Origin of the sequence: Bradyrhizobium sp. Rc3b, assembly GCF_900114915.1 — a bacterium.
In the GTDB taxonomy this organism is placed as follows: domain Bacteria; phylum Pseudomonadota; class Alphaproteobacteria; order Rhizobiales; family Xanthobacteraceae; genus Bradyrhizobium.
Genome location: NZ_FOUS01000012.1, coordinates 265027 through 285987 on the forward strand (window position 1 = coordinate 265027; position 20961 = coordinate 285987).

The 20961-nt window shown below is 62.9% G+C and carries 20 protein-coding genes and 1 tRNA gene; 11 read left to right on the forward strand and 10 right to left on the reverse strand.

What is annotated here, in order from left to right; all coding sequences use genetic code 11:
- The first annotated feature begins 146 nt into the window (after window positions 1-146).
- Entirely contained in the window at window positions 147-632 is a 486-nt protein-coding gene (locus BM190_RS27815) for a hypothetical protein (protein ID WP_092260772.1), read from the forward strand.
- A gap of 60 nt (window positions 633-692) precedes the next feature.
- Entirely contained in the window at window positions 693-1175 is a 483-nt protein-coding gene (gene greA, locus BM190_RS27820) for a transcription elongation factor GreA (protein ID WP_018317206.1), read from the forward strand.
- Window positions 1176-1300: 125 nt separating this feature from the next.
- Here greA and BM190_RS27825 read toward each other — a convergent pair whose 3' ends face one another.
- The 4 genes from BM190_RS27825 to BM190_RS27840 all read right to left on the reverse strand — a co-directional run bounded on the left by BM190_RS27825 (window position 1301) and on the right by BM190_RS27840 (window position 4635).
- A complete protein-coding gene (locus tag BM190_RS27825; protein ID WP_092260774.1) occupies window positions 1301-2074 on the reverse strand; it encodes an SDR family NAD(P)-dependent oxidoreductase in 774 nt (257 codons plus the stop codon).
- Window positions 2075-2121: 47 nt separating this feature from the next.
- Window positions 2122-2517, reverse strand: a complete 396-nt coding sequence (locus BM190_RS27830) for a (R)-mandelonitrile lyase (RefSeq protein WP_210189095.1) — start codon at window positions 2515-2517, stop codon at window positions 2122-2124.
- Window positions 2518-2647: 130 nt separating this feature from the next.
- Window positions 2648-3433: a carboxymuconolactone decarboxylase family protein gene (locus BM190_RS27835; RefSeq protein ID WP_092260776.1), complete on the reverse strand. Its 786-nt coding sequence runs from the start codon at window positions 3431-3433 to the stop codon at window positions 2648-2650.
- Entirely contained in the window at window positions 3430-4635 is a 1206-nt protein-coding gene (locus BM190_RS27840) for an arabinose transporter (protein ID WP_502687010.1), read from the reverse strand. Before BM190_RS27840 ends, BM190_RS27835 begins: the two co-directional genes overlap by 4 nt.
- Before the next feature lie 99 nt (window positions 4636-4734).
- Here BM190_RS27840 and BM190_RS27845 point away from each other — a divergent pair, with 99 nt between their 5' ends.
- From BM190_RS27845 to BM190_RS39795, 3 genes are all read left to right on the forward strand, one after another.
- Window positions 4735-5634, forward strand: coding sequence for a LysR family transcriptional regulator (locus BM190_RS27845; RefSeq protein WP_092260780.1), 900 nt, complete (start codon window positions 4735-4737; stop codon window positions 5632-5634).
- A gap of 232 nt (window positions 5635-5866) precedes the next feature.
- A complete protein-coding gene (locus tag BM190_RS27850) occupies window positions 5867-6544 on the forward strand; it encodes an SNARE-associated domain-containing protein (RefSeq protein ID WP_092260782.1) in 678 nt (225 codons plus the stop codon).
- 579 nt (window positions 6545-7123) lie between these two features.
- Window positions 7124-7492, forward strand: a complete 369-nt coding sequence (locus BM190_RS39795; RefSeq protein ID WP_143109092.1) for a hypothetical protein — start codon at window positions 7124-7126, stop codon at window positions 7490-7492.
- Between the two features lie 994 nt (window positions 7493-8486).
- Here the strand turns inward: BM190_RS39795 and BM190_RS41940 are convergent.
- Both BM190_RS41940 and BM190_RS27860 read right to left on the reverse strand, forming a co-directional pair.
- Complete coding sequence (locus tag BM190_RS41940) at window positions 8487-8960, reverse strand: DUF7662 domain-containing protein (RefSeq protein WP_502687011.1); 474 nt, start codon at window positions 8958-8960, stop codon at window positions 8487-8489.
- Between the two features lie 51 nt (window positions 8961-9011).
- Window positions 9012-9317, reverse strand: a complete 306-nt coding sequence (locus BM190_RS27860; RefSeq protein WP_244550746.1) for a hypothetical protein — start codon at window positions 9315-9317, stop codon at window positions 9012-9014.
- Between the two features lie 357 nt (window positions 9318-9674).
- Here BM190_RS27860 and BM190_RS27865 point away from each other — a divergent pair, with 357 nt between their 5' ends.
- The 3 genes from BM190_RS27865 to BM190_RS27875 all read left to right on the forward strand — a co-directional run bounded on the left by BM190_RS27865 (window position 9675) and on the right by BM190_RS27875 (window position 15129).
- On the forward strand, window positions 9675-13787 hold the full coding sequence (locus BM190_RS27865) for a GAF domain-containing protein (RefSeq protein ID WP_244550747.1): 4113 nt from the start codon (window positions 9675-9677) through the stop codon (window positions 13785-13787).
- A complete protein-coding gene (locus BM190_RS27870) occupies window positions 13784-14173 on the forward strand; it encodes a response regulator (protein WP_092260790.1) in 390 nt (129 codons plus the stop codon). Before BM190_RS27865 ends, BM190_RS27870 begins: the two co-directional genes overlap by 4 nt.
- 116 nt (window positions 14174-14289) lie before the next feature.
- Complete coding sequence (locus BM190_RS27875; protein ID WP_092260792.1) at window positions 14290-15129, forward strand: universal stress protein; 840 nt, start codon at window positions 14290-14292, stop codon at window positions 15127-15129.
- A gap of 204 nt (window positions 15130-15333) precedes the next feature.
- Here the strand turns inward: BM190_RS27875 and BM190_RS27880 are convergent.
- The 3 genes from BM190_RS27880 to BM190_RS27890 all read right to left on the reverse strand — a co-directional run bounded on the left by BM190_RS27880 (window position 15334) and on the right by BM190_RS27890 (window position 17594).
- Window positions 15334-15408, reverse strand: a tRNA-Val gene (locus BM190_RS27880).
- Between the two features lie 160 nt (window positions 15409-15568).
- Complete coding sequence (locus tag BM190_RS27885; protein WP_018322431.1) at window positions 15569-16867, reverse strand: coiled-coil domain-containing protein; 1299 nt, start codon at window positions 16865-16867, stop codon at window positions 15569-15571.
- 121 nt (window positions 16868-16988) lie between these two features.
- Window positions 16989-17594, reverse strand: a complete 606-nt coding sequence (locus BM190_RS27890) for a DUF1134 domain-containing protein (RefSeq protein WP_018322430.1) — start codon at window positions 17592-17594, stop codon at window positions 16989-16991.
- A 139-nt stretch (window positions 17595-17733) separates the two neighbouring features.
- Between BM190_RS27890 and BM190_RS27895 the strand changes: the two genes are divergently transcribed.
- A complete protein-coding gene (locus BM190_RS27895) occupies window positions 17734-18219 on the forward strand; it encodes a YHS domain-containing (seleno)protein (RefSeq protein WP_092260794.1) in 486 nt (161 codons plus the stop codon).
- Between the two features lie 6 nt (window positions 18220-18225).
- On the opposite strand, the gene BM190_RS27900 is transcribed toward BM190_RS27895, so the two are convergent.
- Complete coding sequence (locus BM190_RS27900; protein ID WP_092260834.1) at window positions 18226-19008, reverse strand: 3'(2'),5'-bisphosphate nucleotidase CysQ family protein; 783 nt, start codon at window positions 19006-19008, stop codon at window positions 18226-18228.
- 229 nt (window positions 19009-19237) lie between these two features.
- Between BM190_RS27900 and chpT the strand changes: the two genes are divergently transcribed.
- Window positions 19238-19891: a histidine phosphotransferase ChpT gene (chpT, locus tag BM190_RS27905; RefSeq protein WP_026202749.1), complete on the forward strand. Its 654-nt coding sequence runs from the start codon at window positions 19238-19240 to the stop codon at window positions 19889-19891.
- A 197-nt stretch (window positions 19892-20088) separates the two neighbouring features.
- The coding region (locus BM190_RS27910; RefSeq protein ID WP_177237320.1) for an Hpt domain-containing protein at window positions 20089-20961 on the forward strand (873 nt) is incomplete at its 3' end.

A 20961-nucleotide genomic window follows, 5' to 3' on the forward strand; every position in this document is an offset into this window, starting at 1 on the left:
AGCTTCGCGCCGCCGGTGCTTTCGAAGAACCGGCGCTTCGACGAACGGCCTGCGACCAACCGCCTCTGCCGGGCGGCTTCCGGTCACATCCCCGATGGCGATCTGCGAGCGCAGTGCTAGAGTAGGCCGAATCCCGGGGGGGAGTGATGAGTGACGACGTGAAGGATGCTGGCCTTGTGGCCATGATCAGCAGCATCCTTGGAGGCAACAAGCGCGCAGACAGTGTTGCACCGCCGCCGCTCACCGAGGGTCCGCCGACCGTGCCGTCGAACGGAGCGGACGCGGTCGCGGCGCCCGTCCCTGAGGCGACGTCGACCGGGCAGGAGGATGCGGCCAGCGCTGCGCCGGCCACTGCGGAACCGGTCCAGCCGGCTGCGAAAATCGTCACGACGCGGGATGGCAAGCAGTTGTTGCCGGCAGAAGCGATCGCCGATCTCGTGCTTGGCGAGCTCCGAAAGCTGGAGAATTTCCCGGCGACCGGCGCCTCGGTCACGGTCTACGGTTACAGGCACTGGAACGCCATGATCACCTTCGCCCCGTTCTCGACCAATTTCCAGAACGCGACGCGGTTCCGCCAAGCCATGCCGGATCTCGTCTTCAAGCTCCGTCGTTTCGTCGAACTTGAGATATAGTCCAGGGCAATCGGCGGCGCGCGGCGCCGCCACTCCGGACAGTTTGACAGGATCTTTGAATTGAGCGTCGCCTTTACCAAGGAAGAAAGCGCCGAAACCGCGTCCGAGACGCTGTTGCCGGATCGCCCGATCTCGCCGCATCCCAACCTCGTGACGGAAGCAGGGCTGCAGGCGTTGCAGACGCAGCTTCAGCAGGCCCGCGAGGCCTATGAGGCCGCGCAGGCCATCGAGGACGTCAACGAAAAGCGCCGGCAGTCGGCGGTGCCGTTGCGCGACGCCCGCTATCTCACCGAACGGCTGCGCACGGCGCAGCTCGTTCCCGATCCGACCTCGACCGAAACAGTCGCCTTCGGCAGCACCGTGACCTTCAGCCGCAGCGACGGCCGCGTGCAAACCTACCGCATCGTCGGCGAGGACGAAGCCGACCCTAAGGCGGGGACGATCTCGTTCGTCGCGCCGGTCGCGCGGTCGCTGATGGGGAAGGCGGTGGGTGACGTCGTAGGGACGGGCGCGCAGGAGATCGAGATCCTGTCGATCGGGTAGGGGGCGGAGCCCGTATTGGTCTGCCTCAAGCATGATCCGGAAAAGTGCGAAGCGGTTTTCCGGAAAGATCATGCGCAAACAACAACCTAAAGCGCGATGATGATTCATCCAAATCGCATCGCGCTTTAGGCCTGCGGAAGCAGAACTCCGGTCAGCCTGCCCAATCTTTCGATGAGTGCGTCCTGAAAATCCGGATCGGTCGCCTCACCGGCCGGCTCCTCCCGCCGAAGATGATGCCAGTAGCGCCCGCTGACCAGAGCGGCGGGCTCCTCGCTCACCGCGAGCCAGGCTTGCGTCTGTTGTCCGGTGTGGAGATCGACCGGGGCGCCCGAGCCACCCATCTTGGTGCGTACCCATCCGGGATCGACGGCGTTGCTCAGGACCTTGGGCCAGCGTCGTGCCAGACCGAACGCGAGCGCGACAACGTGCAGCTTGCTCTCGGCATAGGCCTTGGCCGAATCCCAGGCCCGCTCTGTCCAATCGAGGTCGTCGAGCGAGCCCTCTCCACCGCGGTGCAATCCGCTGCTGAGATACACCAATCGGTCGGGCAGCTCGATCAGGGCCGTCAGCATGTACGGCGCAAGCGTGTTGATCGCCAGGGTTTCGGCATGGCCTTCCGGCGTCGCGCCACGGCTAGGCCGTGTGTAGACGCCGGCGTTGTGGATGATCGCATCCATGCGCCCGATTGCGTTGACCTGATCTGCGATGCTTCTTGCATCTGCGGCACTGCGGAGATCGCCGACCACGATCCCGGCGCAACGCGGCGCGAACGCGCCGATACCGGCGGCGCGATCCGCCGACCGCGCGTGCAGCACCACGCGGTGACCTTGATCAACGAGCGATTGCGCCGCTGCCCGGCCGAGGCCGTCCGTGCTGCCGGTGATGAAGATGATCGCCATGCGCTGCTTCTCCGGATGTTTCAGGACGCACTCTACAGCGCCCGCCATCACTTCCGATATTGTTCGTCGCTCACTTTCTCCATCCAGTCGACGTTCTTGCCGCCGGAGGATTCCTGGATGGCAATATGGGTCATCGCCGTCGTCGGCGAGGCGCCATGCCAATGCTTCAGTCCCGGCGGAAACCACACGACGTCGCCCGGCCGGATCTCCTCGATGGTTCCGCCTTCGCGCTGAACCCAACCCAGTCCCGCTGTGACGATGAGCGTCTGTCCGAGCGGATGCGTATGCCAGGCGGTGCGGGCACCCGGTTCGAACGTGACCTGGCCCGCGCCCACCCGAGCCGGATCGGGGGCCTGGAACAGCGGGTCGATGCGTACCGCGCCGGTGAACCAGTCCTGCGGCCCCTTCTGGCACGGGCGCGATCCGTTTCGCTTGATGTCGATGTCCAAGTCCATGGTCATGTGCGTCTCCTGTGCGTCCGACGCGCGCGCCTGCGCGCGGCGAATTCCGATGATAACGGCGGCGCTGCCGCCAATGAGCACGTCCCTGCGCCTGACCACGGCACGTCTCCGCTCAGCGCTGCCGCTTTTCGACGACGTCCTTGATCACCGGCGCCGCGGAGAATGCGTTGGGCCAGCCGGCGTAGAAGGCGAGATGGCCGAGCACCTCGCCGGCTTCCTCCCGCGTCAACCCGTTATCCATCGCGCGGTTCAAATGATAGGTGATCTGCGCGACCTGACCGGTCGCGATGAGAGCGCTCACGGTGACCAGGCTGCGGTCGCGTGGCGCCAGCGCCGGCCTCAGCCAGAGGTCGCGGAACAGCACGTCGGTCGTGTACTGGACGAGGCTTGGCGTGATCTGCCCAAACTGCTCGCCGACGCGGGTCGCCCGCTGCTTCTCCGCGGCTTCGTCGAGCGGCAGTTGCGGCCCAGAGGCCGGCGGGAGCTGATCAGCCCCGATGTTGCGGCTCTTGAAGACGTCGCGCGCCGCCGGGATCGCATCCACCGCGTTGGCCCAGCCGGTGTAGAAGGCGAGGTGCGTGATGATCTCCGATATCTCCGCCGGCTTCACCCCGTTGTCGAGCGCGCCTGCGAGATAGTCCGGCAGCTCCACGGTCTGGTTGCGCGCGATCAGCGCCGCGACCGTGACGATGCTGCGGTCTCGCGGCGAAAGACCGGGACGCTTCCAGAGATCGCCGATGACGAACTTTTGCGCGTAGGCTTCGAGCGCCGGCGCAACGGCGCGGATGTCTTCCGATGTCGACATGGGATTTGCTCCTTTGACGGCTGCCGTGTCCGCGGCGACCGGGCCGCCGGCGATGAGCCAGAATGACAACAAGGTGGTTGCGAGCGTTCTCATTGCGGATGTCCTTCGACGGTGAACGGGTGCGCCAGCAGCCACCAGGCGACCAGCGCGGCGCAGAGCACGGTGACGGCGCTGGCGAGAAACAAAACGTTCAGCCTTGCTCCGGTGGCGATCAATCCAAGCGCCGGGCTCGCGATCCCCTGGGCCAGGTCGAGAAAGGCGGTGTAGGCGCCCATGGCCAGGCCGCGGTTCTGCACGGGGACGCGGCGCACGGCCTCGACGCCGAAGCCGGGATAGATCAGCGAAAAGCCGAATCCGGTGAGCGCGGCACCGGCCAGCGCCATCTCGGGTCGTGCCGCAAGCCAGATCAGGGCCTGCCCGGCGGCTTCGACCAGGGCGCAGAGAAGCGCAACCCTGGCGCCGCCGATCGCATCGGCCAGATGACTGAACAAGACGCGCGCCAGGATGAAGGCGAGGGCATAGGCCGTGTAAGCAAGCCATCCATTGGCCCATCCCCGGCTGGCAAACAGCAAGGCGACGAACGTCGTCACCGCGCCGAAGCCGACGCTGCCGAGGGCCGATCCGAGGCCCGGCACCCATACCGCGCCGAGCACTTTGGCGAACGACAGGCGCACTTGCTGCACCGGGGCCGCCGCGGGAAGCTGCACCACGAACAGCAGAGCCAGCAGCGGCGCTGCCGTCGTCGCGAGCGCGATCGCGGCAAAGCCGTAGGCGGCGTAAAGCGCTGAGCCTGCGGGGGCGCCGATAGCGAAGGCGGCGAACATCGCCGAACCGACCCAGGCGATGACCTTGCCGGTGTTGCCGCTCTCGACGAGGACCAGCCCCCAACTGACCGCGGCCGTGATGATGAAGCTCTCGGCGGCGCCGAGCAGGCCGCGGCCCAGCAGCAGAATGGTCACCGAGGCCAGTGGAGCCCCAGTGAAGCCGAGCGAGAGCAGGTAGAACAGCCCGGACGCCGCGGCCGCGATGAGGCCGGCGATGACACCGCGCTTCGCCCCGCTCCTGTCCGAGACGTGACCGGCCCATGGCCGCGAGACCAGGGATGCCGCGAATTGGCTGCCGGCGACCAGGCCGACCACGAACGTGCCGAACCCCAATCCGTCGTGCACATGAAGCGGAAGCACGGGCATCGCCATGCCGATGACGAGGAAGACTGCGAAGACAACCGCCATGATCGGCAGCAAATTCGCCGTGACGCGAAGCGAGGCGACGGGCTGCATGGCTGTCATGGGCATGCTCATTCAGGGCTCCTGGTGGATGCTCCGAACCTAGGACCTTCGCCGTGCCTTGATTAGGTGATAGATTTCGAATGAAGTTATTAGAGCCGCTAATCAATGCATCGGGACGACGCGAGCGACCTTCTTGCCTTCCTGGCCGTGGCGCGGGAGCGCAACTTCACGCGCGCGGCGGCGAAGCTGGGCATGACACAGTCCGCGCTGAGCCAGATCATCCGGAATCTGGAGGAGCGGCTGGGTGTCAGGCTGCTCAATCGAACGACGCGGAGCGTCACGCCGACGCAGGCCGGCGAGCGGCTGTTCCAGAGCATCGGCCCCAAGTTTACCGAGATGGACAACGATCTCGCTGCCCTCGGCGAGTTTCGCGAAAAGCCTGCCGGAACCGTGCGGCTGACCGCGACGGAATATGCCGCCAGCGAAATCCTGCTGCCGGCGCTGGGAAAGCTCCTGCCGAAATACCCCGACATCCATGTCGAGATCATCATCGACTACGGGCTCACCAACATCGTCGCGCAGCAGGTCGATGCGGGCATCCGTCCCGGCGAGCTTGTCGCCAAGGACATGATCGCCGTGCGCGTCAGCCCCGATCTCCGGATGGCCGTCGTCGGCTCTCCGTCCTACTTTGCTGGCCGCAAGCGCCCGAAGACACCGCAGGATCTGACCCAGCATAATTGCCTCAATCTGCGCCTGCCCACGCACGGCGGCAGCCTCTATGCCTGGGAATTCGAGAAGAACGGGCGGGAGCTCAATGTGCGGGTGGAGGGCCAGCTCGTGTTCAACAGCGCGGGGCTTCTCTTGAACGGAGCGTTGAAGGGCCTCGGCCTTGCCTACCTCACCGAGGCACATGTGCAGCCGTATTTGTCAGAGGGACGTCTTGTCCGCGTGCTCTCGGATTGGTGTCCGCCGTTCTCGGGATACCATCTCTACTATGCCAGCCGGCGCCAGCCTTCCCCGGCCTTCTCGCTGCTGGTAGAGGCGCTGCGATACCGCGGCAAGTAGAACGGCAAGCCGAATCGGCAAGTCGAATCGGCAAGTCGAACGGAATGACCCGCGTCCGGCACTTCAGGCGCGCAGAAACATGGAGATTTGATCGATTGCATGGGGTGTGCAGGGTGAGGCGAGGATTGCGGGAGCAATCCCATTCGCCTAAAGCATGAGCCATGCGTTTCCGTTGTCTTGTCCTGATATCGATGGTCTCCGCCGTGTCCGCGAAACAAAGCCCGATGGTTGGATGAGACGGTTTCTGTCGGGAGCGTTGCCGTTCTACGCGCTGGCTGTACTGGCCATGTGCATGTACCTCGTCCTGTACAGGACGAACCTTTTCGATCTGAACGCCATCGTCCATGGCGCGACAGGGTCGTCATGGTTTCTGGTCTTCATGTTCGTCTGCGTGCTGCTGGAGTCGGTCTTCCCGTATTTTGGCTATTTTCCCGGAACCGCCCTCATCCTGATGTCCGTGGCGCTCAATCCGAAGTCGGCGGATGCTTCCGTCTTTGTCGTGGCGTGGCTCGCCATCATCCTGGGCGCCGTCTTGAGTTACGGACAGGCTCGGTTCTTCAGGCCGTTCCTGCAGCGGGTGGCCTCGAAGGCGGCCCTGCGCCGATGTGAGTCCCTGTTCGACGCTTATGGCGCTTACGCCCGCATCGCCTTGTTCGTTCATCCCAACGCCTGCGCGATGTATTTCACGGCGCTCGGACTTCTCGGCCGCAGCCTGACGCGGGAGCTCGCCTATCTCTGTGTGGGCGCAGCCGCCGCCGTGGGCATTCTGTTCGTGATCGTGACCAGGTTGGTATCGTCCGTCGGCCCTGCTGATGACGGCGAATTGCAGGTGCTGCTGGCGGCAGCGCTGGCCGCCATGGGGACGCTTGTTGGTCTCTACGCGGCCTGGCGGTCGGAGCGGGTTGCCTGAAGCTTGCTCCGTCTTACACCTCCGCCGGCGGGCGCCGTGATCGCCTGCAATCGACAGGCTTCAGGGCGACGGCGCTGATCTAGCCACACGCTAATAATGCGCCTTTACCCGCCAGGCTTAGTGCAATACGCGAGCGGCTTCTGCTAGCCGGACTTTCTCTCTGAGGCCCTCGAGATCCTGTATTGCCTTAAGCAATCTCACCAAATCGGAAGCTATGTGTGCCAGAGTAGGCCTTTGCGGCTTTGGGGTTCGAGATTTCTGTTTCATCGCGAAACGGCTCCCTGCCAGGACCGGTAAAGATAGGCCGGGATTGGCAAGGACCGTGCCAGGGAAGCGCAGCCGGCATTTCAGGCCAGAGAGCGCGCGGGAGGCAAGCGAAAAGGTTATCTGGCCGGTGCCGCTTTCCATCCGTACGACTGGCGCGCGATCTGGCCAGTGATGTCGGTGTCCTTTTCGTCAGAGAGGCGCCAGGCCGCCACCCCGAAGCAGACGGTTAGAACCACGGCTGTTGTTAGAAGCAGCATTGATAGAAACTGGCTCACACCTGCACCCCCGAATACGACGCATGAGCCAGCGACCATGGAACGTCGATTCGGAAAATGCAGATGCGTTGACCTAGTAGCAGGTATCCCCAAGCTACGCGCAATGCGCAATTATCCTTGGTTGCAATTGTTGTTCGTTCAAGCCGTTGAGATTGAATCAGGTTCTGATCGACCAGCGGAGTGCCGTTCCATGGTTTGGAAAACAGCCGCTCAAGAACGCACGCTCAAACCCGCCCGCGGCCTGGGGGCGAAAGTGCAGGCAGCATTTGGTGCTGGCGCGAACCGCGTTGAGATCGTTGCGGACTTCGCATCCCGCGTTGCCGAAAGAGCGGCCGAAACAAAAGATGAAGATCCGATCGTTGCTAGCGCTACGAGCACTACCCCGAAAATTAGGCTGCGCATTTAATCCTCCCTCACTCCATCTCAGCATCGGACGGCGATGTTTCAACGCCGCTTCGTTTGGCCGCCAAAATGGTTTCGTGCACGCGACCGTGAAGTGTGGATTGCTGTTTTGCTCCGGCCCATGGGCTCTCTAGGCCGAAGCAGAGCCCAGCCGGCCTCAGCGGCCCAGACTGCTTCAAGAACGCGCGGCCAGGGCTGCTGTGGACCGATAGCGCCTACAAGTCCGATGACTATGAGGACGAGCCCCGATAGGACAGGTGAGCTGAATGAATGGTCGGAAATGCAGCGGCCCCGGCACCCGTTCGCTGAGGCCGCTTTTATTTGCTCGGTAAGCGGAACGACTTTCCCAATTCCGAGTCGAATCCAAGCTCCCGACAAGTCCCCAAATCAAAAGCCCCCGTCGGGAGCAAACCTTCCCCAAGGTTGGCGACCTCGGCCCCAAACCGAGGTCGCTTGTCATAAATGTGGAAAAAGGCGTCGGCAAGGCGTGTGCGAGCAACGCAAATCGCGCGCTTCTTGCTTTGAATGCGCCGGTTGCAGTCGCGTGAGAGCGGAATTAAATCAAACCTGGTTTCCGTGGTAAAGTGCTTTTAATTCAGTCATTTAAAGCTGGAGTGTCGCGGCAGAGACTTTCGGCTGCCGTGCCATGATTGCCGCAGCAGGAAGCTTAAAGGTCATATCAACCGTTTCCAGTAAGCTTTGGGCTTGACCGACGCATAATGCGAGTTCCCATTTAAATCTCCAGTTCGAGATGAGTCGGGATTTGCCGTGGGTATTTACTTGCTCTCGCTCGCGGCGTGCGTTGTCGGTGTTCTTCTATTCATGGCATTCCATCGATAGGGCCGACAACGGACGCAACAGTTACATTGAATCCTCAACCCAAGCCGAAATTAATGATTTTGGCCGGTTGTTTTTGACTGTGCACAGTTGCTCGCGTTCAATTCCAAAGGTGGAGGCGAACGTGTTTTTGAACTGGGTCCTCGTTATTCTTATCGGCGTCAGCGTTGCGGTCCTGATAGCCCACGCGATTGACGCGATGCGCTCCTGACGTGCGCTTCTGGCGATGATCTCTGATGGACCTTGTCGGTACGGGCAGCGCACAGCCCAGCGCGGTGAAGTTCTTCAAGATCGATGAACTCCACAGCTCGCTGTCTTAATGAAACCCTGGCCGCAAAGCCGGCATGGAGCCAAGCCATAGATTGCGTGTGCCCAGCTTTGCGCAAACTGTTTCCCCACCAGGCATTGAACTTGTACGCTGACGGCGGCAACGGTCTGCCGAGAATTGCTTCAATTTCCGAGAACGTGAGCCGAATCGTTTGCGCTCCTGTGCGCTGTAGCTCTTCCCGTAGTGGATCGTAAACGGACATAACATTTGGCTCGTCGCGTTGGCCCGTAGGCTTCCCTGCCATGCTCCGGGTATCTGGTGCAGCTGATTGATCGCTCCGCTTCGCCCAGCATGAGTCGGCTCGCATCACCAGATTCAATTGCTCCTGGATCAGCGACGATAGCGCAGCGAGTATCGATTAGTGCACTTTTTGCTCAAGGTCTCTCAGTAGCGAGTGCAGAAAGTCGCTGGCATGGTCATATTGAGCGTTGCCGTTCGTGATTTGACGGACGCGCGGGCTCACCAAGCGACCAACAGTTTCAGAGCGGAGCAGCTCAGCTCTGTCCGAACACTGCAGCGGTAAAGCATCGGGTAAATCTTCCGCAGATCCGAACAGCTTCAAGAGACAATGTTCGCCCTCGGTCTTACGGTCGTGATGCGCCCTCGCAGCATATAAAGCAAACAGCCCACGGAAAGCATCGCGGGAAACGGCAGGTTTTCCCATCGGAACGCCCTTAAAATTAAATCCATAATAAAGGCAAGTCTGAAGCATTGGTGCGGAAAAAGCTAGCGCAAAATTAAATCAACCCGTATCTCGCATTGGGAGATCAGAGGCGGTCCGAAATCAGCCGCCGCAATAGCCGCACTTGGATCCGGCGATCTGCCACCATGTGGACCAAAGCAGCGCGACTTGTGGAGCTCGCTGCTTCGGTAGATCGAGGAGGCGAATTGACGCGTGGTCGATTGAAAATCAACTAACGATACGTCTGGTCGGAGGCACCTGATGGTGGAATAATTCCGACGCTTTCTTGATTGGATTTTGACGTCGGCCGCGAACCGGCTGGCGACCTGGATTTTCATCATGGCCGCGCTTCCTCAGGGCGTTGTGGCGGAATTGCAGCACGAGAACGCGCGGCTCCTGGCCGAATTGCGCGCCGCACAAGATCGCGAGACCGCCACCGCGGACATCCTCAAAATCATTGCCAGTTCGCCATCGGAGGTAAAGCCGGTATTCGATGCGATTGCGAGGCGCGCCAATGCCTTGCTCGGCGGCTTTTCGACGACCGTATTCCGCTTCATCGACGGCACTGCCCATTTGGCGGCCTTCACGCCGACCAATTCTGCCGCCGATCATGCTTTGCAGCAGATGTTTCCGCGGCCGATTGCCGATTTCGAGAGTTTTGAAAGGACGCGGGCCGGTAAGGTGGTGCCGACCCCCGATACCGAAGCGCTGACAAACGACATCAAATTCATCGCGCGCGCCCGCGGCTTTCGCAGCATGTTGTTCGTTCCGCTCGCGACCGGAGGCGTGGTGATCGGCATGATCAGCGTAACGCGGGTCGAGCCCGGTAACTTCGCTCCGCATCATGTGCAACTTCTGCAGACCTTCGCCGATCAGGCCGTTATCGCCATCGAGAATGCGCGGCTGTTCGATGAGGTGCAGGCGCGCACTGACGACTTGCGGCAATCGCTGCAGCAGCAGACGGCGACCGCCGATGTGTTGAAGGTCATCAGCCGCTCCGCGTTTGATTTGCAAACCGTCCTCGACACGCTCACGGAATCGGCGGCGTGGCTGAGTGGTGCCGACATGGCGGCAATCGTCCGGCGGGACGCCGACGGCGCCTTCTATCATGCAACTCGGTACAATTTCTCGCCCGAGTGGGCCGAAGTCTCGGCGGGCATTCGACTCAATGCTGGACGCGGCAGCGTGGTTGGGCGCGTCCTGCTGTCCGGCAAGGCTGTCCAGATCCAGGATGTCGTGGCCGATCCCGAATACGCTTATCCCGAGCAGCAGAGGGCCGGCGGTTACCGGACCCTCCTGGGCGTACCTTTGCTTCGATCCGGAGAAACGATCGGCGTGCTGTTCCTGGGTCGCAAGGCCGTGAACTCGTTCACGGACAAGCAGATCGACCTGGTCTCCACTTTTGCCGATCAGGCCGTGATCGCGATTGAGAATGTCCGGCTGTTCGATGAGGTCCAAGCGAAGACCCGCGATCTCGCCGAATCGCTCCAGCAGCAGACCGCAACTGCAGACGTGCTGAAGGTGATCAGCCGCTCGACCTTCGATCTGCAGACCGTGCTCAACACGCTGGTCGATTCGGCGGCACGGCTGTGCGAAGCGGAGATGGCGTTCATCATGCGTCGCGAGGGCGATGAGTACCAGGCCGGAGCAGCGGTGGGATTTTCGGAGGAATACATCGCGTTTCTGCAGGGGCACCCGATTACGCCCGGCCGGAGCACGGTTACAGGCCGGGCCGTACTCGAGCGCCGCCCGGTGCAGATCCTCGATGTCGCTGCCGACCCCGAATACGGGCTGCGCGAGTCGACGACCATGGCTGGTCAGCGCACGGCGCTCAGTGTTCCCCTCATGCGCGAAAATGAGCCGATCGGCGCGCTCGTGATCGCTCGCAAGCGCGTGCAGCCCTTCACGGAAAAACAGATCGAGCTGGTCGCCACATTTGCCGACCAGGCCGTGATCGCCATCGAGAATGCGCGGTTGCTCAAGGAATTGCGCCAACGCAGTGAGGATCTCAGCGAGTCGCTGCGCCAGCAGACCGCAACGGCCGACGTGCTCAAGGTAATCAGCCGTTCGGCGTTCGACTTGCCCAATGTTCTCGAAACGCTTGTCAGCTCGGCCGCACGGCTCTGCGGCGACCCCAGAGCAGCGATCTATCTCATTCGCGATGGGCTGCTGCACCTGGAGGCCGCCCATAACAACCCACCGGAATGGGTCGCGCTACGCAAGAGCCAACCGCTTGCGCCGAGCCGCGACACGCCGAGCGGCCGGGCTGCGCTCACTGGCCGGGTCGACCATGTCGCCGATCTCATGAAAGACCCCGACTTCTCGCGGCATGACCTCGCGAGAATCGGCGGCTATCGCGCGACCCTCAACATACCTCTGGTACGCGAGGGCGCCGCGATCGGGGTGCTCAGTTTGGCGCGACCGGAGCCGGGCCCGTTTACCCCGCGACAGATTGAGATCGTGCAGACCTTTGCCGACCAGGCCGTGATCGCCATCGAGAATGTACGGCTGTTCGAACAATTGCAGACCAGGACGCGGGATCTGTCCGAGGCGCTGACGTACCAGACCGGCAGCGCCAATATCTTGCGGGTTATCGCTTCCTCGCCGACCGAGGTCGGTCCGGTGCTCAAGGCGATCGTGGAAAGCGCATGCGGGCTCTGCGAGGCATATGACGCCCTGGTGGTTCTGAGGGATGGCGAAGATATCGTCATCGAGGCGCACCATGGACAAGTTCCCGTGGTGTGGAGCCGGCGGGCGATCAGTGTCAAATCGCCCACCGGCCGGGCGATTGTCGATCGTCGCACCGTTCAAGTGCGCGACTTGCTTGGGCCCGATGGAGAGGAATACCCGATAGGACGCGAATATGCGGTTCGCTCCAACGTTCGGACTGTTTTGAGTGTGCCGCTGTTGCGCGAAGGCGAGAGCATGGGGGCGATCGTACTGCGTCGTATGGAGGTGCGCCCATTCGACGACAAGCAGATCACTCTGCTTCAGACTTTCGCAGATCAAGCTGTCATCGCCATCGGCAACGTGCGTCTGTTCGAGCAGTTGAACGAATCGTTGGAGCGGCAGACGGCAACATCGGAGGTGCTGGAGATCATAAGCGCTTCATCGGGCGCATTGACTCCGGTGTTCGACAAAATGCTGGAGAACGCGACGCGAATTTGCGGCGCCGGCTTCGGCACCATGAATCTCTATGAGGACGGCGGCTTTCGCACGGTCGCACTGCACAACGCGCCGCAAGCTTATGTTGATACCCGGCTGTACCAGAGCATTCGTCCCCATCCGGCGAGCGGGCTCGGCACCGTCGAGAAAACTCATCAGACGGTTCACATCGACGATATCAGAACTCAGCCGCCCTACGTCGAAGGCAACCCGAACGTTCGCGCGCTTGCCGACCTTGCCGGCGCAAGGACGCTCGTCATCGTGCCGATGCTCAGGGAAGATGAGCTGATCGGGACCATCACGATCTTCCGCCAGGAAGTGAAACCCTTCACAGACAAGCAGATCGAGCTCGTGTCCAATTTCGCGCACCAGGGCGTGATCGCGATCGAGAATGCACGCCTGCTGAACGAGCTGCGCGAGCGCACAATGGAACTGTCGCAATCGCTCGAGGAATTGCGAAATGCGCAGGATCGGTTGATCCAGACCGAGAAGCTTGCCTCGCTCGGGCAACTCACCGCCGGCATTGCGCATGAGATCAAGAACCCGCTCAATTTCGTCAACAATTTCGCTGCGCTTTCCTCCGAACTCATCGACGAACTCGGCGACGCGCTGCGTTCGGCCGGGCTCGGCGAGGCAGCAAGGCTGGACATCGACGCGCTGATACACATGCTGCAAGGCAACCTGGAAAAGATCGTGCAGCACGGAACGCGCGCCGATTCCATCGTCAAGAATATGCTTCTGCACTCTCGCGAAGGGTCTGGCGAACGCCGCGCGGCCGATATCAACGCCATCCTCGAGGAAAGCCTCAACCTTGCTTATCACGGAGCGCGCGCCGAGAAAGCAGGCTTCAATATCACGCTTGAAAGGAACCTCGATCCGTCTGCGGGCGCGCTCGATCTGTATCCGCAGGAAATCACGCGGGTGTTCCTCAATCTCGTTTCAAACGGCTTCTACGCGGCGAGCAAACGAAAGGACGCCGCCGGCGACGGCTTCGAGCCAAGGCTGCGCGCGACGACCACAAACCTCGGCGGCGCCGTCGAGATCCGGATTCGCGACAATGGCGCCGGCATCCCGGCCGACGTGAGAGAGAAGATATTCAACCCATTCTTCACGACCAAGCCCGCAGGCGAAGGAACTGGCCTTGGCCTTTCAATCTGCCACGACATCATCGTGAAACAGCACGGCGGCAGCATCGAGGTCGATACCGAGCCCGGCGATTATACGGAGTTCATCATCAGGCTGCCGCGTAGGCTGGCGGCGCCATTGCAGACCGGAGGCAGAAGTTGAGCGTCTTCATAATGGTGGTTGACGACGAGCCCGATGTAGAGGTGCTGTTCCGCCAGCAGTTTCGGCGCGATCTGCGCTGCGGTCGTTTTCGCATGGAATTTGTACCGTCGGCACCGCTGGCGTTGCAGCGCGCGGCCGAGACAGAGGATGCAACCCTGATTCTGATCCTGTCCGACATCAACATGCCCGGAATGAGCGGGCTGGAGCTGCTGCCTATCGTGCGCTCGGCCCGCCCCGATGTACCGGTCATCATGATCACGGCCTATGGTGACGCCGAGACCAGGCGCAAGGCGCTGGCGAACGGCGCAGCCGACCTGTTGACCAAGCCAATCGACTTCGCGGCGCTTCGCCAGGAGATCGATGCGAGGCTTGAGCAGGTCGCATGACTGCAAGCATTGTTGATGACAACCGGAACGAGGCGAAGTGAAATTATCGTAGGCATCAATTCAAGCGAAACTAGGCATCCTGCGTCACTGCCCACTGCAAACACCGGAGGTCGAAAATGAAGACGCTCTTGGTCCCGCTTCAGAATATTCCGATGATGACATCCACGCTCGATGTCGCCGTACGCCTTGCGCAACGTACCGGCGCCTATATCGAAGGCTTTCCGCTCCGGTTCGGCATCCCGCAATATCTAGCCGCGGAATTGGCCACCGGTATTCTGTTAGATACGTATGAAGTGAAGAGCGAAGCCGAATTGAACGACATGCGCGACTTTTTCGAAGCATTCATGCTGAAGCACGATGTTCCTCGATCCCCTGCCGGATCGGGTCGACCGTGCTTCGGCTGGCTGGAGACCGCGCCTGAGGGCGAAGACTTTGTCGGAAGTTACGGGCGCGCCTTCGATCTGATCGTGATGGCAAGGTCTGACATTGATGCTGCGGGCCCCCACCGTCGCGCGATTGAGTCCGCGCTGTTCGAGAGCGGCAGGCCCGTTCTACTTGTGCCATCGAATGCACCGAGAAGCGTCGCAACAAACATCATGATCCACTGGAACGGCAGTACCGAGCAAGCTCGGGCCAACGCATTTGCCATGCCGTTGCTTCGTCTGGCCGAAAGAGTATCGGTCCTAACCGTCGTCGGCGGCCAAGCGGTACCAGGACCGTCTGCCGATCAGATCCTCCAGCAACTGCGGTACAATGACATTGCAGCGCAGGTGAGAACGGTTGAGCTGGAGAACCGCGATACCGGACAGGCAGTGCTCGATGCCTGCAGAGCTGAAGGCTGCGACCTCTTGATCAAGGGAGCCTTCACCCGCACCCGCTTGCGGCAAATGATATTCGGCGGGGCGACCAGCTATATCATGGAGCATGCGCAGCTGCCTGTCCTGATGGCTCATTAGAACGCGCGCCTCTCTTCAGATCATGCCGTCCTGCTCCTGTCTTGCCTGACGAGCCAAACCAGGGTTCGGTAAAGGCGCAACCCATTGATCCGGCTGGGGCCGGCTACTGTGCATGGGGTTGTTTTCGACATTTTTGATGCCGACGGTCCCGACAGCCATGAGGCTTGGGCGATCGTCCGCATCCGGCTGGGTTCAGGAAACGAATGGTGGGCGCACAAGGGATCGAACCTTGGACCTCTCCCGTGTGAAGGGAACGCTCTCCCGCTGAGCTATGCGCCCGGGACCATCATGCAGACGGCCGGACCTGTTCGGCCGGCCGGCGCATCGGAGCCCGCGATTTAGAAGTGCGGGCTTAAGGTGTCAAGTTTCCAGGCGCCGCGGGGGCGGAAAACCTTGGCCGGTCGCGCAAATTCGCAAGGGAGGGCGGATTTCGGGCCGCTTACGCGCCCTGCTGGCGGGCGCGGGAGGCGTGGGCCTGCAGCGCCCGGATGCGCTCGGCCAGCGTTCCGCCGCCTTCGGGCAGGCTGCCTGCGGCCGCGCCGTTGGTCGCGGCGTCGTTGGCCGGGCGTGGCGCCGGCTTCGGCGGCTGGCCGGCCTCGGCCGCCAGCAGCGCCTCGATCGGCGAGTTCGGGCCTTCGAGCTGCATCGCGAGTTTTGCCACCTCGGCGGCGATGTCGTTGATGCGCTCGCGGAGCAGCGCATTCTCCATGCGCTCGGTCGCCCAGGAGCTTTCCGCCTGCTGCTGGATCGCGTTGATGTCGCGCTGGAGTTTGGCGCGTTCGTCGCGGGCGGTGCGCAGCTGCTCCTCGAGCGCGGTCTTTTCCGCGCGCAGCGCTTCCATGGCGGCCGAGGATTTGCCGCCGCTCAAGGCGGCGATCTGGACGCGCAGCTCCTTGATGGTGCGCTCATCGCCCTCATGGGCCTGGCGGAGCTGGTTGTTCTCATAGTCGCGCTCGGCGAGCAGCTTGCCTTGCGTCGCGAGCCGTCCCTCGAGGTCGGCGACGCGGCCCGACAGCATCTCGGCTTCCTTCACCTGTCCGATCAGCTGGCGATCGAGCTCGGTGACGCGCTGGCTCAGATTCTCGACCCGGCCGCGGGCATCGCCGAGCTCGCGCGAGGCGGTCTCGGATTCGGTCCGCTCCTGCGCGAGGCGCGCTTGGGTTGCGGCAAATTCCTTCTCGGCATCGCCGACGCGGTTCTTCAATTCCTCGATCTGGGCGCGCACCGCGACCAGCTCGACCTGGCGGCTCTCCGCCATCATCGAGCGGTCGGACAGTTCGGAGTTGATCTTGGCGAGCTCGTTCTGCTTGTCGGTCAGCGCGTTCTCGGCCGCGCGCAAGGCTTCGGTCTTGGCGTTGAATTCCTCTTCGGTGGCGCGGAGCTGCTCCTTCACCGCCTTCTCGCGCGCCTCCAGCGCGAAGATCGTGGCGTTCTTCTCGCCGAGCTCGATCTTCATGCGGTTGATGGCGTCGCTCTTCTTGCCGAGCTCGGCGAGCTGGCTCGTGGTCTTGTTCTTGAGCTGGTCGACGCTCATCTCGAGCCGCCGCGCCGACATGGCGAATTCGGCCCGGAGCTGGTCCTTGTCGGCCTGGATCTCGGCCATCGACAGCGGCGTTGCGGCCTCTAACCGGCGCGTGGTCAGGCGCACGGCGCGGTTATGCACCAGCGGCACGATCGCGAGCCCGCACAGCATCGACAGCAGGAAACCGATCGCCAGGTACATGATCGGTTCGACCATGGGGCAGAACTCCCAAGCTTAAGGAAAAATTCACCAACGACCATGCCATGGCGGCCCGGCAAAAAGCCAGCCCCGGCCTGTCGTTAACCTTGATCCGTAAGCCCGATGGGAGAGGAAAACCTTAGAATGGGTTCCAGGTCGCACGCGGCGTGTATTTGAGATAGCCGATATTGGCGCCTAGCCTGAGGCCGAGCCCGGAGCGGATCGGCACCAGCACGATGTTGTTGGCGGTGAGCGCCGTCATGCCGAAGCCGCCGATGATGTAGGCCGAGCCGTCGAGGCCGGCGAAGCGCTGGTAGATCGCGTTGGTGGCGGGCAGGTTATAGACCAGCGTCATAGTGCGCGCGCCGTCGCCGCCCCAGTCGAAGCCGAGCGAGGGGCCCTGCCAGTAGACGCGCAAGTCGCCGGCGTTCTTGGTGTAGAGCGTGCCTTCGCCGTAGCGCAGGCCGGCGACGAACGCGCCGGAACCTTCCTCACCCAGGATATAGCCGTTGGGCAGGCCCCATTGGCTGATCGCCTTCTCGATGATGGAGGCGAGCCCGCGCGAGACGTTGCCGAAGAAACGGTGCCCGGCGCCGACGAGCTCATCCGGCCCGTAGGTGCTGGGCGTCGGGGTCCGCTGCGGCGGCGGCAGATTGGGCGGCGGCGCCTGCTGGGCCGAGGCCGGCACGATCCAGCCGACCATCGCGGCAAGCGCGAGCGCAGCAAGGCGTGATGCGAAAGTCATAAAAGAACCCCTGGTACCGAAACCGGTCGCTTCCTTAACCTGACGCCAACAGGCGAGGCTCTAGGTTGCGCCGGATGTCCCCTCGACTCGGATGTTATCCGCAGCAACTATGACGGCACAACGGCAGGAAGATAGCCCTTTGCGCCCCGGAATTGCCTTGATCGGCCTCCTCGTCTGCCTGCTGTCGGGCCTATGGGTCACCGGCCCGGTCACGCCGGCCGGGGCCGCCACCACCGAGCGGGTCGTCGTCAACCGCTTCACCGGCGTCGCCATCGAAGGGTTCGACCCCGTCGCCTATTTCGTCGATGGCCGGGCCTTGCGGGGCACGGCGGAGTTCGAGGCGAACCTCTGGGGTGCGGTCTGGCGCTTTCGCAACGAGGGCAACCGCGCTTCCTTCCTGGCCTATCCCGAAATCTATGGGCCGCAATTCGGCGGCTACGACCCCGCCGATATCGCCCGCGGGGTGACCGTCGCCGGCAATCCCCGCTTCTTCGCGATCGTGGCGCAGCGGCTCTATCTGTTCAGCCGGGAAGCCAATCGCGACGCCTTCGCCGCCAATCCCGAGCGGTTCCTCTATGAGGTCGGCAAACGCTGGCCCGCCCTTCAGGACAGGCTCGGTCAGTAGCAGCCTTCAGAGTTTGGCCGCCCGCGGGTCGCCCCAGGCGATGAACTCCGGGATGATGAAGCCGCTGGCGTGCCGCTCGCCGAAGCGGAGCTCGCCGCCCTTGCCGTCGGTCACCTTGCCGCCGGCCGCGGTCACGACCGCAGAGCCGGCCCCGACGTCCCATTCACAAGTGGGCCCGAAGCGGGGGTAGATGTCGGCGCTGCCTTCCGCGATCCGGCCGAATTTCACGGCCGAGCCGACCGTCCGCCTGACGGCGTTGGGCCTGTTATCGATGAACGCTTCGCTCCTGGGATCGCCGTGCGAGCGGCTCACCGCTGCGATCCAGGGCTCGCCTTGCGCCGGCAGCTTGCGGGTGTGGATCGGCTCAGCCACGCCGATGGTAGCGCCGTCAAAGCTCACGCGCTCGGCGCCGCGGCCGACGATGCCGCGCCAGAGCAGGCCGAGCGCGGGCGCGCTGACGATGCCCAGCAGCGGCACGCCTGATGTCACCAAAGCGAGGTTGACGGTGAACTCGTCGCGACCGGCGACGAACTCCTTGGTGCCGTCGAGCGGGTCGATCAGGAAGAAGCTGCCATCAAACGAGGGCGAGGCGAGCTCGGTCCGCTCTTCCGAGAGGGTCGGAACGTCGCCCGCAAGCCGGGCCAGGCCGTCCGCGATGATATGGTCGGCGGCAAGGTCCGCCTCGGTGACCGGCGAGCCGTCCTGCTTGCCGTCGATCCGCATCGCCGCGCGGTTGACGCTGAGGATCGCCTCGCCCGCCTTCACCACCAGCGCGGTGAGCGGCTCCATCAACCGGGATGCGGCCTCGGCGTCGATGATCCTCACCTGTGTGCCTCATTCGTCAGCAAGTCTCGTCCCCCTCAGTTGATTCGCCCGCCGCCCTTTATGGCCGCTTCGAACCTATCGCAAGCTAGCTGCCACGGGCTGGCGAATGTTAGAACCCGCAGCATCCGTCAAGCATGCGTGATTCGCGGCGTCCAGCGCCGTGCATTTCAGGAACCCTCCAGGACCCCTTTATATGTCTGACGCCTCGTCGCCCGCGACCGCTACTGCTCCCGATATGCTCGAACTCGCAGCGCTATTGTGCTCGCGGGTCTGCCACGATCTCATCAGCCCCGTCGGCGCCATCGTCAACGGGCTCGAAGTGCTCGACGACGATCCCAAGCCGGAAGATCGCGAATTCGCGCTCGACCTCATTCGCAAGAGCGCCAAGACCGCCTCCGCCCGGCTCCAGTTCTGCCGTCTCGCCTTCGGCGCCGCCGGCTCCTCCGGCGCGCAGATCGATCTCGGCGATGCCCAGACCATGGCGCGCGGCCACATCGAGGATGGCAAGTGCTCGATCACCTGGAATCTGCCGCGGCTCCTGCTGCCGAAGAATCGCGTCAAGCTGCTGCTCAACATGCTGGTCGTGTCCCAGCACACGATCCCGCGCGGCGGCATGCTGACGATCGACCCGATCGGCGAGGGCGAGACTATGAGCTTCCGCATCACCGCGACCGGACATAATGCGCGCCTGCCGCAGAACATCTCCGAGCTGCTGAGCGGCGAGCGCGGCCCTGCTGCGGATGCGCATGCGATCCAGCCTTACTATACGCGGCTGCTGGCGCAGGCCTGCGGTCTCACCGTGACGCTCAAGCCGGAAGGCGAAGCCATCATCATTACCGCTTCGTAAACGCGCGCAGCCCGCTCGGCATCTTAATCAAATCTTTACGAGGCGCTTCGGCTTGTCCGGAGCGCCTTATCTCTTTGTTGGTTCCGTTCTTTTGCACATACTCAACCAATATTAAACGCTTTGCGGTGAAGCTGGCCCCATTCCGAATAGGCGCATCACAATTCGTGCGTGCCCGCCCTGTATGAAGGCCTGTTTTCATGGATGATCTGTTGCGGGAGTTTTTGACGGAGACCAGCGAGAGCCTGGACACCGTCGACAACCAGTTGGTGAAGTTCGAGCAGGAGCCGAACAACGCCAAGATCCTGGATAACATCTTCCGCCTGGTCCACACCATCAAGGGCACCTGCGGCTTCCTCGGATTGCCGCGGCTGGAAGCGCTGGCCCATGCCGGCGAGACGTTGATGGGCAAATTCCGTGACGGCATGCCGGTGACCGGGCAGGCGGTGACGGTGATCCTGTCCTCGATCGACCGCATCAAGGAAATTTTGGCCGGCCTGGAAGCAACCGAAGCCGAGCCGGAGGGGACCGACCGCGATCTCATCGACAAGCTGGAAGCGATGGTCGAGCAGGGCATGGCGGCAATGTCGGGCTCGGCGCAGCCGATGCCGGCTGCAGGTACCGCTGCTCCCGTCACTGAGGCGCCGCCGCTGGTGCCGGAAGCCCCGGTTGCCGCTGCTGCGCCGGCAAACATGACCACGGGGTCGCTGATCGACCAGACCCTGGAGCGCCCGCTGCGTCCGGGCGAAGTCTCGCTCGACGAGCTCGAGCGCGCCTTCCGCGAGACCGCGATCGAAGCGCCGACGTCCGCGCCCGTTGCCAAGGCTGAAGCCAAGGCCGAGCCCGCGCCGGCCGTTGAAGCGCCCGCGCCCGCCGCCAAGGAAGCAAAGCCCGCCAAGGAGAAGGCCGCGCCGAAGAAGTCGATGGCCGACGAGGGCGCATCCGAAGGCGACCGCATCGCCAACCAGTCGATCCGCGTCAACGTGGATACGCTGGAGCATCTGATGACCATGGTCTCCGAGCTGGTGCTGACCCGCAACCAGCTGCTGGAGATCTCCCGCCGCAACGAGGAC

Excerpts from the sequence above, each read along its gene's own strand:
- BM190_RS27865 (WP_244550747.1), top strand. The coding sequence starts at position 9,675 with ATGGCCGCGCTTCCTCAGGGCGTTGTGGCGGAATTGCAGCACGAGAAC.
- BM190_RS27815 (WP_092260772.1), top strand. The coding sequence starts at position 147 with ATGAGTGACGACGTGAAGGATGCTGGCCTTGTGGCCATGATCAGCAGC.
- BM190_RS27845 (WP_092260780.1), top strand. The coding sequence starts at position 4,735 with ATGCATCGGGACGACGCGAGCGACCTTCTTGCCTTCCTGGCCGTGGCG.
- chpT (WP_026202749.1), top strand. The coding sequence starts at position 19,238 with ATGTCTGACGCCTCGTCGCCCGCGACCGCTACTGCTCCCGATATGCTC.
- BM190_RS41940 (WP_502687011.1), bottom strand. The coding sequence starts at position 8,960 with ATGCGAGCCGACTCATGCTGGGCGAAGCGGAGCGATCAATCAGCTGCA.
- BM190_RS27900 (WP_092260834.1), bottom strand. The coding sequence starts at position 19,008 with ATGGAGCCGCTCACCGCGCTGGTGGTGAAGGCGGGCGAGGCGATCCTC.
- BM190_RS27860 (WP_244550746.1), bottom strand. The coding sequence starts at position 9,317 with ATGGGAAAACCTGCCGTTTCCCGCGATGCTTTCCGTGGGCTGTTTGCT.
- BM190_RS27890 (WP_018322430.1), bottom strand. The coding sequence starts at position 17,594 with ATGACTTTCGCATCACGCCTTGCTGCGCTCGCGCTTGCCGCGATGGTC.
- BM190_RS39795 (WP_143109092.1), top strand. The coding sequence starts at position 7,124 with ATGGAACGTCGATTCGGAAAATGCAGATGCGTTGACCTAGTAGCAGGT.
- BM190_RS27825 (WP_092260774.1), bottom strand. The coding sequence starts at position 2,074 with ATGGCGATCATCTTCATCACCGGCAGCACGGACGGCCTCGGCCGGGCA.
- BM190_RS27840 (WP_502687010.1), bottom strand. The coding sequence starts at position 4,635 with ATGCCCATGACAGCCATGCAGCCCGTCGCCTCGCTTCGCGTCACGGCG.
- BM190_RS27850 (WP_092260782.1), top strand. The coding sequence starts at position 5,867 with ATGAGACGGTTTCTGTCGGGAGCGTTGCCGTTCTACGCGCTGGCTGTA.
- BM190_RS27885 (WP_018322431.1), bottom strand. The coding sequence starts at position 16,867 with ATGGTCGAACCGATCATGTACCTGGCGATCGGTTTCCTGCTGTCGATG.
- BM190_RS27835 (WP_092260776.1), bottom strand. The coding sequence starts at position 3,433 with ATGAGAACGCTCGCAACCACCTTGTTGTCATTCTGGCTCATCGCCGGC.
- BM190_RS27875 (WP_092260792.1), top strand. The coding sequence starts at position 14,290 with ATGAAGACGCTCTTGGTCCCGCTTCAGAATATTCCGATGATGACATCC.